Origin of the sequence: Pantoea rwandensis, from assembly GCF_000759475.1 — a bacterium.
GTDB lineage: Bacteria > Pseudomonadota > Gammaproteobacteria > Enterobacterales > Enterobacteriaceae > Pantoea > Pantoea rwandensis_B.
The window spans coordinates 1,270,936-1,284,843 of sequence record NZ_CP009454.1 but is presented as its reverse complement, the minus strand read 5'-3'; the positions used below and the strand labels follow the sequence as shown (position 1 = coordinate 1,284,843).

Genomic DNA, 13,908 nt, shown 5'->3' with positions numbered 1-13,908 from the left:
AATGAATAAAAAACTGATAGCGCTGTTAGTGATTGCCCCACTTTTGGTTTCCTGCTCCGGACAAAAAAAATCGCAGTATCACGAAGAGTGGGTCAAGGACACCAACGGTTTCGACATCCTGATGGGGCAGTTCGCCGCCAACATTGAAAATATTTGGGGAATCAACGAGGTCCTGATCGCCGGACCGAAAGATTACGTCAAATATAGCGACAGCTATTACACCCGCAGTCACATCAACTTCGACAGCGGTAGCATCACCATTGAGACCATTGCCGGCACCGATCCGATGGCCAGCCTGCGTCAGGCGATCATCACCACGCTGCTGATTGGTGACGATCCCGGTAATGTCGATCTCTACTCCGATGCCAATGATATTCAGATCAGTAAAGAGCCGCTGCTTTACGGCCAGGTACTGGATAACACCGGACAGCCGATTCGCTGGCAGGGTCGCGCAGCCAGCTTTGCCGATTACCTGATCCAGAACAAGCTGCAAAAACGCACTTCCGGCCTACACGTGATCTGGTCGGTGACCATTCCGATGGTACCGAACCACCTCGACAAACGTGCGCATAAATATCTGCCGCTGGTGCGTAAAGCCGCTGAAGAGTACGGCGTAGATGCATCCCTGATTCTGGCGATTATGCAGACAGAATCGAGCTTCAACCCCTATGCGGTCAGCAACTCTGATGCGCTGGGCTTGATGCAGGTGGTTCAGCACACCGCTGGCGTGGACGTGTTCCGCATGAAGGGCAAATGGGGTAAACCAAGCCGCAGCTATCTGCTCGACCCGGCCAATAACATCGATGCGGGCACGGCCTATCTGTCACTGCTGCAGAAGAGCTATTTAGGCGGAATTCAGGATCCGGTGTCACGCCGTTACGCGGTGATCACCGCCTACAACGGCGGCGCGGGCAGCGTACTGCGCGTGTTCTCCAGCGATAAAGATCGCGCCTTCTCGCTGATTAACGGCATGTCGCCGAATGAAGTGTATCAGACGCTGACCACCAACCACCCATCGGGCGAGTCACGCCGCTATCTGTATAAGGTGAATCAGGCACAGCGTAGTTATCATCGGTATTAATCGTCTCCGAATGAGATGACGTATCCGTTATTGCAGAGGCAGACAGAGAGATATTGATTGAATCTGACTGCCTCTTTTTTATTGCCATGGGCGATATAAAAGAGGCATCACTGCACATGAATGGTGTCTATTCGCGCACCATCATGTTCGCCACTAAGTGTTTACGACCGCTGTCATCTTCCTCGGTGTAGACCCCTTGCAGCTCCGGTGAGAAGCCCGGCAACAAATTGATGCCCTCTTCCAGCGCGAGGAAATAACGCTGCACCGCGCCACCCCACACTTCTCCCGGCACCACGCACAGTACGCCCGGTGGATAGGGCAGCGCACCTTCGGCAGCAATGCGCCCTTCGGCTTGCGCAATCGCTACCAGCTCCACCTCACCACGGATGTAAGCCTGATGCGCGTCCTGTGGATTCACTTCCACTTTCGGGAAACAGGCTTCGCGGAACATCGCTTTCTGCAGATCTTTCACATCATAGCTGACGTAGAGATCGTGCATCTCCTGGCACAGGCGGCGCAGCGTGTAGCCTTTGTAGCGTTCCATGTTTTTGCGGTAGACGCTCGGCAGCACTTCAGCCAGCAGCGCATCCTCTTTCACATGGTGTTCAAACTGCTCGAGCATCGCCACCAGATGCGCCATCTTCTCGGGATTCTCCGCTGGCGTCAGCAGGAACAGGATGGAGTTGAGATCGCACTTCTCCGGCACAATGCCGTTCTCGCGCAGGTAGTTCGCCAGAATGGTCGCCGGGATACCGAAGCTGGTGTATTCCCCACTGGCGGCATCAATGCCGGGCGTGGTCAGCAGCAGCTTGCAGGGATCGACCAGATATTGCTCGCTGGCATACCCCTCAAAGCCGTGCCATTTCTCGCCCGGTGCAAGGCTGAAGTAGGCTGGGTCGGCGGCAATGACTTCGGTTTCCGCCGACTGCCATAGCTTACCGTGCACCTTCTCCGGCAGGAACGGCTGAATCATCTCGCAGCGTTCCAGAATCGCTTTGCGCGCATCAATGCCGATGGTGACGCATTCGTGCCACATGCTGCGCCCGGCTTCACCTTTGTGCATACGTGCGTTGATATCCAGCGCGGCAAACAGCGGATAGAACGGGCTGGTTGAAGCATGCAGCATGAAAGCGTTGTTGAGACGCTTGTGCGGACAGAAGCGTTTTTGACCGCGGATGTGGTTGTCTTTTTTGTGAATCTGCGAGGTCTGCGAGAAGCCCGCCAGCTGTTTGTGCGCCGACTGGGTGACAAAAATGCCGGGATCGTTCTCGTTCAGCTCCAGCGTCAGCGGCGAGCAGCCTTCCATCAGCGGGATAAATTGCTCGTAGCCCAGCCACGCAGAATCAAACAGGATGTAATCACACAGATGGCCGATGCGATCCACCACCTGGCGCGCGTTGTAGACGGTGCCATCGTAGGTGCCGAGCTGGATGATTGCCAGGCGGAACGGGCGCTGATCTTTGGCACGATGCGGCGCGACTTTCTGCACCTGTTCGCGCAGGTAAGCTTCATCAAAACAGTGCGCATCAATCCCGCCGATAAAGCCGAACGGGTTACGTGCCGCTTCCAGATATATTGGCGTCGCGCCCGCCTGAATCAGCGCGCCGTGATGGTTGGATTTATGGTTGTTGCGATCAAACAGCACCAGATCGCCGCGCGTTAACATGGCGTTAGTCACCACTTTGTTGGCGCTGGAGGTGCCGTTCAGCACGAAATAGGTTTTGTCTGCGTTGAACACTTTCGCTGCGTACTTCTGCGCATCTTTCGCTGAACCTTCGTGGATCAGCAGGTCGCCCAACTTGACGTCGGCGTTGCACATGTCAGAACGAAACACGTTCTCGCCATAGAATTCATAGAACTGACGCCCGGCCGGATGTTTACGGAAGAACGCCCCGCCCTGATGGCCCGGACAGGCGAAGGTGCTATTCTGCATATCAACATAGCGCGTCAGGGTATCGAAGAACGGCGGCAGCAGGTCAGACTCATACGCCTGCGCGGCCTCCTCCAGCGCTTCCCACTCTTTCGGTGCACCGTTGATTTCACCGGTCACGCCCGGCAGCTTCAGCACTTCTTCATCGAACGCGTTGGCGACAAACACCGGCAGATTAAAGCCGGTCTGACGCAACAGCGTTAACATGCCACTGCGTGTATCCGCCAGTGAGACGACCACAGCCGCCACATCGGTAAAATCAGTATTGTCGAGTGTCACCACATCACGCGCGGTGTTCAGGCTCAGGCTTGGCGCTACCGCAACGCTGGCAGCGATTTTCAATGGATTCATAACACAAATCCCCGTAATGAAGGATGAGTGGGTGCCAGTGGCACAGCAATGAGGAAAATTCCCCGGCGAATAACGTCTTCGGGCGGATCAACCGCCGCAACCGATAGACATCAGTAAAGTCAGATCGCGTCTGTCTTTAGTCATGTCCAACAGCATAGCGCGTTAAGCTGGCCTCACCGCATGGTGAGCGAGAAATGCGAACAACAGATGACGGAGGGACGCTTATCGTAAAGCGAACGGAGACAAGTGCAAAAGCGCATTGTACCGAGCATGGCGGCGTCCTCAGTGTGAATGGAATCGGTGGAAAACTGCGGCGCAATGATGGCATCTTTTTTTTGCTGGAACAACCCGTTGCAACGAGATTGATACGCATAAGCAACATTCAACAACCATTTGATTAATAAGTGAATATTAAATCAACACTTGATAAAAACGCTTAAATATCCTTGTGTTATGCGAATTTATGCAAGGTGTGTCCGCCTTCGTGTTGCTCCCTGTTTCCAGAGGAGTAATATGACCCGCACTTTCCTCAATCAGCCGGAGGCTGCATGTTCAAGGCATTGGTCATTGAAAATGATGAACAGGGTTACCGCACATCTCTGCAGGATTTGACAGAGCAACAACTGCCCGATCAGGATGTCACCCTCGAAGTCAGTTACTCCACGCTCAACTATAAAGACGCGCTGGCCATCTGCAACAAAGGGCCGATTGTGCGTCAGTTCCCGATGGTGCCGGGCATCGATTTTGTCGGTCGGGTGATCAGCAGCCGCCATCCGGAATGGCAGCAGGACGATGTTGCACTGCTCACCGGTTGGGGCGTAGGTGAGAAACATTGGGGCGGATTGGCACAAAAGGCCAGCGTTTCCGGTGACTGGCTGGCGAAAGTGCCTGCTGCGCTCAGCCCGTTACAAACCATGGCCATCGGCACGGCCGGGTTCACCGCCATGCTGTGCGTATTGGCGCTGGAAAAACAGGGCATCACGCCACAGCAGGGGCCGGTGCTGGTAACGGGTGCCAGCGGCGGCGTGGGCAGCTTCAGCGTCAGTTTGCTGGCTCGTTTAGGTTATGACGTGGTGGCCTCCAGCGGTCGCGCCAGTGACAGCGACTACCTGATCAATACCCTTGGCGCCTCCTCGATTATCGATCGTGCTGAGTTGAGCGCGCCCGGCAAACCTCTGGCGAAAGAGCGCTGGGCTGCGGCGATTGATAGCGTCGGCAGCCATACCCTGGCCAATGTGCTGGCGGGCATCAAGCGCGATGGCGTGGTGGCTGCGTGCGGCATGGCGCAAGGTCTGGATCTGCCCACCAGCGTGGCACCGTTTATTCTGCGCGGCGTGGTGTTAGCCGGTGTGGATAGCGTGATGTGCGCTAAGCCATTGCGTGAGCAAGCGTGGCAGCGTCTGGCTGAACTGGTGGATGGCGCACTGCTGGAGCAGTTGACCAAAGTGATCCCACTGAGTGAAGCACGTGAAGGTGCTGAAGCCTTGCTGGCGGGCGAAGTCCGTGGCCGTCTGATTGTGGATTGCCGTTAAGAACGTATAGCGGTGCAATTTATTGCGCGTTTGTCAGCAGCATCATCGCTTCAGACATGCGCGATATATCGCGCCGCTACGATTTGAATCGGCTTTAAGCCCGCAGCTGAATTTGCGGCCTGCCCTGCCCTTGCGGCATCACCACGTGCAGCTCAGCCTGATACCAGCGCGTCAGCGTATTTTCCGTCATCACCTCTTGCGGTGAACCCTGCGCCACCAGCTTGCCCTGATGCAACAGCAGAATACGATCGGACCATAGCGACGCCAGATTAAGATCGTGCAGCACGGTACAAACGCTAAAGCGGCCGTTACGCGTCAGCTTATGCAGCAATCGCAAACTGTACTGCTGCCAATACAGATCGAGTGCCGACGTCGGCTCATCAAGAAACAGCCAGCCGCGTGGACCGTCATCGTGCCATAACTGTGCCAGTACTCGCGCCAGCTGCACGCGCTGCTGTTCCCCGCCAGAAAGCGAACGATAATCGCGCTTTGCCAGTTCCAGACTGCCAGTAATCTGCATCACTTCCTCGATCACCGCTTTGGATTTGCTGGCAGGCCAGGGCGCACGGCCCATCGCCACCACTTCTTCAGCAGGCAGCGGGAAAGTTACGCTGTTTTGCTGGCGCATCACCGCACGACGTTGCGCCAGCGGTTCACGCGGCCAATCGCTTAACGGGCGATCGCCGAGCCAGCACTCACCCGCTTCGGGCGCCAGAAATCCAGTCAGCAGGCGCAACAGCGTGGATTTACCCGCGCCGTTGGGGCCAATCAAAGCGATCATTTCGCCTGGCTGTAAGGTGATAGAGACATCATCAATCAGCGCACGCGTGCCATGACTAAAGCGCAGGCCGCGAGCCTGCATTGAATCACTCATTCATCCCCCTTTTCTGGCGCAGAATCAGCCAGAGAAACCATGGACCACCGATCAGGCTGGTGATCAATCCCACCGGCATTTCCGCCGGAATCACCACCGTGCGCGCCAGTGTATCCGCCAGCAATAGCAAGATGGCTCCCGCCAGCGCCGAACCCGGCAACATCCAGCGATGATCGCTCCCGACACAGAAACGCATCACGTGCGGCACCACCAATCCGACAAAGCCGATAATCCCGCTCACCGACACCGCCGTGCCCACCAGCAGCGCACTCAGTATCAGTAACTCACGCTGGGTGCGCTTCACATCAATCCCCATGTAATGCGCGTCTTCCTCACCGAGTTGCAGCAGATTAAGACGGCGCGCACGGGCCTGGATGGCAATCAGCGCAGGAAGAATCAGTACAGCACACACCACCAGACTCGGCCATTGTGCCGCGCTCAAACTGCCCATCCCCCACAGCGCCAGCTGGCGTAACTGCTGATCATTACTGAGCCAGGAGAGCACGCCCACCGCCGCACCGCACAAGGCGTTGATAGCGATACCGATCAGTAGCAAACGTGACAAATTCCCCAGCGCCAGCCGACTAAAACTAAAAATCAGCAGTGTGACGATCAGGCTGCCGATAAACGCTGCAATCGAAGGCAGCCACAGCGCCAGCAAAGGCGGCAAGCTGAGCGGAACGATAATAGAAAACGCGACGGCCAGCCCGGCTCCGCTGCTGATGCCGAGCAACCCCGGATCGGCCAGCGGATTGCGAAACAGGCCCTGCATCACTGCGCCAGACACCGCCAATGCCATACCGAGCAACACCGCCAGCAACACGCGCGGCAGGCGGATGTTCAGCCAGATTTGCCACGCCATATCGCTGAGCGGTGCATGGAACAGCGTGCGCATCGACAGCGGCATGGCGCCAAAATTGGCGGCCATCAGCATGCAAATCACCATGCTGATGCCCATCAATAGCAGCCAGCGCATCACAGCACTGTTAGTCATGTTTTACCGCTTCGGCGGCTTTGCGCAGCTTCACGATAGTCTCCGGTGTATCGAGACCAAAGCTCAGTAGCGCCATCTCATCCACCACCAGCAGCGCGTGGTGCTGGCCCGCTGGCGTCAACGCCAGCCCCGGCAGCGACCAGATTTTCTCTTCGCCGCCGAGGGTGCGCAGGCCATCTTCACCCACCACCACCAGATCCGGCGCGGCAGCAACCACACCTTCCTGTGACAGCTGCTGATAATGCGGGATCGCCGCCATGGCGTTGACCAGACCGGCACTGCGGATTGCGGCATCAGCGCCCGTTTGGTTGCCTGCTGCCTGAGTGCGCATGCCACCGTGCGCCATTACAAACAGCACCTTCACCGGCAGCGGCTGCTGGGGAATCTGCGCACGCTGCTTGTTCACTTTCTCGATGAGCGCCTTCGCTTCGGCATCACGATGCAGCGCTTTGCCGATGGTGGCGATCTTTTCCGGGATGGCGTCGAGGCTGGTTTTGCCGGTGACATCCACCACCTTCACCCCAGCGCTCTCAATCTGCTGCAACACCAGCGACGGTTTCGCCAGCTCGCTGGTCAATACAAGCGTGGGCTTCATGGCCAGAATGCCTTCGGCATTGAGCTGGCGCATATAGCCGATATCCGGCAGCTTGTTAGCCTGCGCCGGATGCTGGCTGGTGCTGTCGCGCGCCACCAGATCGGCCTGCCCATCCAGCGCATAAATGATTTGTGTCACATCACCGCCGATGGAGATCACCCGTTCAGCAGCAAATGCCGGCAGCGCCAGCGCGCCCAGCAGTAATAGGGTCAGACGTTTCATGCTGTCGCTCCCAGCGCGGTGACCTGCTCACGCCAGCGCGCCTGCTCTGGCGTCCCTTCGCTGCGCTGACCATACAGTTGCGCGATCTGCGTGCCGTCGGCGGCAAACAGTTCGAGGCTGGTGACAAAGCCATCGCCACTCGGTTTCCGCGTTACCCAGCTCTCGGCGATGTGATCGGCCATCAGGTGCAGCGTAAAGGTTGGGTTGAAGATGTTGACCCAGTTGTCCATCGGCATCAGTTTCTCCACCGCACCAGTGAAGATCTGCGTGCAACCACGGTTGCCGATAAAGATCATGATTTCGTTGCCATCCTGCTGCGCCTGCTCCAGCAGTTGAGCCAGTGAATCGTTGCTGACCTGGTGTGCCAGATCGTCCGACACCGCGTGAAACGCTTGCTGGCGTGAAATATTGTGGCGCTTCAGTAGGCCAAAGAACTGATGCACATCGGTCATGGCGCGCCATTCGGCTTCCACTTTATCGGCATCAATGGCGCGGCTATGTTCTGGCGCGGCGGCAGGTTGTGGATCGAGTGCCGCAGCGGCTTCGACGGTGAATTCTGCGATCAGCGTATCCCATGCCGCCATGTCGGTATTGTCGGTGGTGTAGATTTTCAGCACCGCATCCGCGTGGCGATCAAAAATCTGGATGCTTTGACGCTCACCGCGCGCGGTCTGCTCACGCAGGAAGAAAGCGCTGTGCCACTGTGCCGGGAACAGACGCTGATCGAGCGCGCGTGGGTTAAGGATCAGTCCGGCATGTTCGCCGAGGTGCAGGTTTTCATATTTGCCCACCTGCTCATGCACCGCATATTCGTTGCGGGTGATGCTTTTGGTTTCGCCGACGGCTGCCAGTGCCTTCAGCAACGCCGGGAAATCCGCTTTTAACGCTTGCGCATCCTGGCCGACGCGCGCTTCACACAGCTGCGCTTCGCCAATGCCCATCAGGGCCGCCAGATCGCGGGCATACTTCTTCGGATGTTCGCCTTTCAGCGCCAGGTAGTGATCGTAACGTGGGTTCATTGCACTTGCTCCATGAAAAGGCCCTGCGCGAACGCAGGGCGAAAATGTGATTAGAAGTCGACGTTCACACCGAGCTGGAAGGTGCGGCCTGGCTGAGTTGCCAGTGCGATATCGTTGCGATCCTGTGCGGTATCGCTGGTCATTTCGCGGCTGCTCAGGTAATCCCAATATTTACGATCTGTCAGGTTATACACGCCACCGCTCAGCTTGACGTTCTTCGCCACCTGCCAGTACGCCGTCAGATCGACCATCCCGTAACCCGGCACGCGCGCGTAATCGGTGGTGGAATCGGTCAGTGCAGAACCGGTATTGTTATAGCTCTGGCGGTTGGTCGCCGTGGCCTTTTTGCCCTTCACGAAGGTTGCCGTCACCGCTGCACCATACTGGTTCTGTGGCGCATCCCAACCCAGCCCCAGCACCGCTTTCATTGGCGGTACGCTTTCCAGATCGACGTAACGGTCGCCGAGGTAGCTCGACTTCGATTTACCTTCGTTATAGCTAAAGGCAAAGCGTGCGCTCAGGCCCTGCACATCTTCATACCAGGTGCCGAAATTCACTTTTCCACTCAACTCTGCACCATAGATATAGGCTTTATCGCGGTTCTCTGCCTGATAAGTGGTGTAAATGTTGCTCGGAACGTTAGTGAATTTATCCGGGTTGCCGGAACGGGTGTAACGGTTATAGGCGATGAAGTTTTTGTAGGCGTTGTAGTAAACCGCCGTGCTCATCACCACGCCTTCGGTCGGCTGTCCTTTCAGACCCCATTCGAAGTTGTTGCTGGTTTCAGTGTTCAGATCCGCATTACCAATCAGCGCATATTGCGCTCTACCCGCATAGCTGGAACCCAGGTTCCATGAACCATACAGCTGGCTGGCGTTCGGGAACTGCGCGCCGCGTTTGTATTGCAGATAAGTCATCAGGGTTGGCGTGAGCTCATACTGGAATGCCAGCGATGGGAGAACTTGCGTATCGCTGTTGCCAGAGCCGTACAGCGTGTCGACTCCTGATTCGGTCAGCACGGAGCTGCCGCTGGTCAGGCTGCTGAGGTTCTCGGGCTTGGTATTTTGGTACGCCACACGCACGCCCGGCACCACCGCAAAGTTGTGGCTATCCAGGTCGAAGTTGATCTTATCCTGCACAAAACCGCCGAGCGTATAGCTGCGGCTATCTGCTTCAGGCTGCATGATCACACTGAATGTACTTGGTGTCGGTGACTGGCGGAATGGGCGTTCGGTTTTTTCCAGACGTCCATTCAAACCGGCAGTCAGCTCATGACGACCCAGCGTTTTAGCCAGATTAGTTTCAAAACCGTAGCTGTCCGTGTTGTAGTCAGAGTAGACCGTCTCATAGGCTGTCGCGCTTGAAGGCATATAAGTATTGTCATGCGCTTCGGTGTGCTGCCAGTAGACACGTGAGGTCAGGCTGTCGATGAAATCGTTGTACGGCGTGTATTCGTCCGCCAGGCTCAAGCCAAAGCGACGGGTATCGCTCTGCTGTTGTGCCGTGCCGTAAACGGTATTGCCTGAAGTATCCCAGCTGTCGTAATGGGTGTGATTGGTTTTGTGATAGAAGTCGGCGGTACCGGTGATTTTGTGCGCATCATTCGGCTCCCACACCATGCTGCCCAGCAGTGCGTCAGAGTGCCAGTTGGCTGGATATGCCCCACGGCTCGCATCGTTGTTTTGCGTTTCCTGACCATCGCGGCGGCTATAGACAAAGATACCGCGCAGTTCCTCATCACCTGCTGCCGCAGTGATGCCGTTGTGCCAGCTGCGATTGGAAGAATCGAAGTCGCTCTGGTAGCCAAAATAGGTGGTTTTACCCGGATGTAAGTAGTCGTCTGGCGTCTTATTACGGAACGAGACCGCACCACCAATCGCGGTGTTGGGCTGAGAGACAGACGTCGCACCTTTATCGATATCCACGCGACCAAACATATAAGGGTCGATGTAATCGCGGCCAATACCAAAGGTATCTAAACCGGCGCGGCTGACGTAGCTGCGTCCGGTGGCATCCGGCAGAGAAACACCGTCAACGTTGATATCGACGCGGTTACTTTCCAGACCACGGATGTTGTAGCCAGTGTAACCCGCACGATCGAAGCCACTTTTACCCGCAGAAGAACCACCGCTGGCACCGGTTGCTGTTACGCCGGGTTCGTAGCGCATGATGGTACCGAAATCATTGCCGCCATCACGCTGCATGTCGGCGGCGGTAATGGTGCTTTTACTACCGGCTTGTTTCTCCAGCTTCGGTGCAGTGACCGTCATGACCGACTCTGCAGTGGTGGATTTGTCAGAAGATAAAGCAAGTGTCGTGTTATCGCTGGCCGCGTAGCTGCAAGCGGCGTGAATAGCGGAAGACAAAATGGCAACTTTAAACAGACGTTGCTGGGTCATTCCCTGTAAGAGTGAAGACATGCGCGAAATACCTGGTTAATTGTTAGTATTCGCTCACTGGATTGCCGCCAAAAAAACGCGATATGCGTTAATAAACCGTAAAATGTGTGGACTTATTTTATGTAATAAATAATTTCGTCAGGAATGTAATGCAATTGGTAATCATTATCAATAAACTTTACACTAAGATGTATCTTAGACCGCACATTTTGTTAACTTGTTTATAATCAATAATTAAGAAGAGGCACCTGATGACGCAAAAACCGGCTGTGACCATTTACTACTGCACTCAATGCAACTGGCTGCTGCGTTCGGCGTGGATGGCACAAGAACTGTTGCACACTTTTGCCGAAGATTTGAGCGCAGTGACGCTAAAACCCGGCACCGGCGGTGTGTTCGAAATCAGCATTGATGGCACGGTGATTTGGGAGCGTAAACAGGAAGGCGGATTCCCGGATGCAGCGGCGCTGAAACAGCGCGTGCGTGATTTCTGCTGGCCGGATCGCGAGTTAGGGCACGTGGATAAGAAGAAGCCGGGCTAAGCCCCGAGCGGATAGATGCGCACATTCGAATGGCAATGAACATTCCAGAACGGTGATTTATTGCGATCAAGGGCTTAATTATCGGCCTGCTGTTTCAGCAGCTATGATGGGCGATTTTTCGCGATGACTAACGTGGCCATGTCAGAAAGTGAGATGGCTAATCGGCGCGAAAGGCATTTATTCTGCTGGCCAGGTACGATTAGCTATTCGCGATTTTCTCTGTCGCTTCGTTCAGTGCATTTATCACAATATTCAGCGACTCAGGCGAAATATCTTCCTGCGATAAACGATGATTCAGCGTGTGGCGAATATGATGAATGGCCTGCTCGACTTCTGGAATACTGCGATTATTGACCAATATCGCCAGCGAAGTCAGACGCTCAATAATATTGGCAATATTCTCGCCGTTCTCGGCTAATAACGCGCGACCGCCATCATTGAGCGCATAGGCTTTACGCGACGCATGCGCATCCACCACGCGGATCGCATCCATCTCTTCGAGCAACGTGAGGTTAGGATAGATGATGCCAGGGCTGGGAGAGTATTCCCCTTTGGACAGCTCTTCCACTGACTTGATCAGCTCATAGCCATGCGCAGAACCGTTGGCGAGGAAGTGCATCATTAACAGGCGAATATCACTGGCATCCAGCATCCTTTCGCGGCGCTTTTTACGCGCACCTGCACAGATTGCACGTTGTGCATTATCGGACTGCCATGGAAAATCCCGCTGCTGTTTCATTGCCTTCCCTGAGGTCAATTAAGGGAGGTTGATAGTAGTCTGCCGCCTGGCAAAATTCAACACAGGCGGCAGCGGGCGCGGCGAAGTCAGTTATTTCTGATGCCAGTACGCCACCGCGCGCACGAAGTCGGTGTGGGCACCACGGCGTTGCGTAAAGTAGTCGCTCAGCAATTTTACCGCCTCACCTTCACCCGTCAGCCAGATGAAATACTCTTCTGTTGGCAGTGAGATCTTATCCAGCTGCGCAATCAGCGGGCCGAGGTTATCCACCTGCATGCTGCCACTGCCGAGCCAGGTCACCTGTACATTCGGCAGATCACCGAGGTAATCGCGCCCGGTGGTTTCATCGGCGTAGGCCAGCAGATGGATCTGCTGCGCCTGCATCTCAGCGTAACGACGCTTAAAGGCTGGCAGCCCGGTCTCATCGCACACGTAAACCTGGCAGGCATAATCCACGGGCACTACGCAGGAGCCACGCGGGCCGCCCATGGCGATCTGATCGCCTGGCTTCGCCTCATTCGCCCAGTTGCTGGCGACGCCGCCATCATGGATATAGAAATCGAGCGTCAGTGAATCGGTGCCGTTGAACGCCAGCGGGGTGTAATCGCGAGCTGCCGGGCGTACGCCGCCGGGCCAGACGATCCCCTCTTCGGTCATTTGCGGCAAAGCCAATGCGCTGCCCGCATTGCCCGGGAAGAAAACTTTAATGTGATCGTCGAATGACGGTGAATTAAACCCAGCCAGATCGCTGCCGGTAAACTCAATGCGCCAAAACTCCCCCGCGATTAAGGTTTTGCTCGCCACGGTGATATGACGGAAGCGTAATTCGTTGCGTACGCGCTTTGGTGCGCGATCGTTAATGTTTTTTTGCAAGTATTCTCTCCAGGCAAAGACGTGAATGAGTGTGCCCCTGCGATGACTTATCCTGAGTGGCAAGATGCCTCCCCTAAACTGAGATTACCGCAGCTTGAGAGTCGTTCACGCCAAACGTTATCGAAAATCATTCTCATCTGACGTTGGCTAGCATAGTTATGATATATCTTCGATGCAATGCCGAAAAATGCTATTGGGAAAAGTTGCAGAATTTTCGGCGTGGATTGCACCGGTTGGAGCAGGGACTAACGCCAACTGAATTTCAGGAGAGAACCGCAGTTAAAGAGGATTGCGTTCGATGAGCGGGCAATGGCAGGCAACGATCGCGCCGCAACAAACGTGCGGCGTGTCATCGATAGTCATGGGGTAAAGCGCGGTAAAACCAGAGGGAAATCAGGCCTGATGGTTGCCGCAGTTAACGAAGCTATTGTCATCCTGGCTGTGTTGCGGCAGCGGGTTATCGCCCAAAATTTCATGCTGCTGGCAGTGAGTCTGATGAGGATGCAGGCCGCCCGGCGGAGAGAAAGGCTCAGCCATCTGTGCACTTGCCAGCGAGGAAAACGCCACAAGCGCTGTCATGAGGAACAACGGTAAAAGTCGCATAATTTTTTCTTTTTCACTTTGACGGTCCAGAGCGGACCAGGAATGCAGGTGATTATCCAGCCTGATGTATGGCGGCTGGTGTTTTACGCGGCCAATCAGGTTTCGATGAAGTATTTTACGCCAGTTACGGCGAATATTTTATAAAATCGTGCGG

At 55.5% G+C, this 13,908-nt stretch carries 12 protein-coding genes; 3 read left to right on the top strand and 9 right to left on the bottom strand.

Translation table 11 applies throughout. From position 1 onward, the window contains the following. Window position 1: 1 nt before the first annotated feature. Window positions 2-1,081: a membrane-bound lytic murein transglycosylase MltC gene (gene mltC / locus LH22_RS05960; RefSeq protein WP_038644890.1), complete on the top strand. Its 1,080-nt coding sequence runs from the start codon at window positions 2-4 to the stop codon at window positions 1,079-1,081. A gap of 127 nt (window positions 1,082-1,208) precedes the next feature. Here mltC and LH22_RS05955 read toward each other — a convergent pair whose 3' ends face one another. After that, window positions 1,209-3,362, bottom strand: a complete 2,154-nt coding sequence (locus LH22_RS05955) for an ornithine decarboxylase (protein ID WP_038644888.1) — start codon at window positions 3,360-3,362, stop codon at window positions 1,209-1,211. A gap of 548 nt (window positions 3,363-3,910) precedes the next feature. Between LH22_RS05955 and LH22_RS05950 the strand changes: the two genes are divergently transcribed. Beyond that, entirely contained in the window at window positions 3,911-4,894 is a 984-nt protein-coding gene (locus LH22_RS05950; protein WP_038644886.1) for an MDR family oxidoreductase, read from the top strand. 94 nt (window positions 4,895-4,988) lie between these two features. Here the strand turns inward: LH22_RS05950 and LH22_RS05945 are convergent, their stop codons facing one another. Genes LH22_RS05945 through LH22_RS05925 form a run of 5 tightly spaced genes read right to left on the bottom strand, consistent with a single transcriptional unit; the run spans window position 4,989 to window position 11,018 of the window. Then, a complete protein-coding gene (locus LH22_RS05945) occupies window positions 4,989-5,768 on the bottom strand; it encodes a heme ABC transporter ATP-binding protein (RefSeq protein WP_038644884.1) in 780 nt (259 codons plus the stop codon). Continuing rightward, window positions 5,761-6,762 (bottom strand): FecCD family ABC transporter permease, encoded by a 1,002-nt coding sequence (locus LH22_RS05940; RefSeq protein WP_038644882.1) that lies wholly within the window; start codon window positions 6,760-6,762, stop codon window positions 5,761-5,763. The genes LH22_RS05945 and LH22_RS05940 overlap by 8 nt, the downstream gene beginning before the upstream one ends. Continuing rightward, window positions 6,755-7,579 carry a heme/hemin ABC transporter substrate-binding protein gene (locus tag LH22_RS05935; protein ID WP_038644880.1) on the bottom strand — a complete coding sequence of 275 codons (825 nt, stop codon included), beginning with the start codon at window positions 7,577-7,579 and terminating at the stop codon, window positions 6,755-6,757. The genes LH22_RS05940 and LH22_RS05935 overlap by 8 nt, the downstream gene beginning before the upstream one ends. Further along, window positions 7,576-8,598, bottom strand: a complete 1,023-nt coding sequence (locus LH22_RS05930) for a hemin-degrading factor (RefSeq protein ID WP_038644879.1) — start codon at window positions 8,596-8,598, stop codon at window positions 7,576-7,578. The genes LH22_RS05935 and LH22_RS05930 overlap by 4 nt, the downstream gene beginning before the upstream one ends. 50 nt (window positions 8,599-8,648) lie before the next feature. After that, window positions 8,649-11,018 (bottom strand): TonB-dependent receptor domain-containing protein, encoded by a 2,370-nt coding sequence (locus LH22_RS05925; RefSeq protein ID WP_038644877.1) that lies wholly within the window; start codon window positions 11,016-11,018, stop codon window positions 8,649-8,651. A gap of 230 nt (window positions 11,019-11,248) precedes the next feature. Here LH22_RS05925 and LH22_RS05920 point away from each other — a divergent pair, with 230 nt between their 5' ends. After that, window positions 11,249-11,539 carry a SelT/SelW/SelH family protein gene (locus LH22_RS05920; protein ID WP_038644875.1) on the top strand — a complete coding sequence of 97 codons (291 nt, stop codon included), beginning with the start codon at window positions 11,249-11,251 and terminating at the stop codon, window positions 11,537-11,539. Window positions 11,540-11,738: 199 nt separating this feature from the next. On the opposite strand, the gene LH22_RS05915 is transcribed toward LH22_RS05920, so the two are convergent. From LH22_RS05915 to LH22_RS05905, 3 genes are all read right to left on the bottom strand, one after another. Continuing rightward, window positions 11,739-12,278, bottom strand: a complete 540-nt coding sequence (locus LH22_RS05915; RefSeq protein WP_038644873.1) for a PadR family transcriptional regulator — start codon at window positions 12,276-12,278, stop codon at window positions 11,739-11,741. A gap of 90 nt (window positions 12,279-12,368) precedes the next feature. Then, the gene (locus tag LH22_RS05910) at window positions 12,369-13,151 is read right to left on the bottom strand and encodes a siderophore-interacting protein (RefSeq protein ID WP_038644871.1); all 783 of its coding nucleotides are present in this window, start codon (window positions 13,149-13,151) and stop codon (window positions 12,369-12,371) included. Between the two features lie 393 nt (window positions 13,152-13,544). Beyond that, window positions 13,545-13,754: a hypothetical protein gene (locus tag LH22_RS05905; protein WP_038644869.1), complete on the bottom strand. Its 210-nt coding sequence runs from the start codon at window positions 13,752-13,754 to the stop codon at window positions 13,545-13,547. Between the last annotated feature and the right edge of the window lie 154 nt (window positions 13,755-13,908).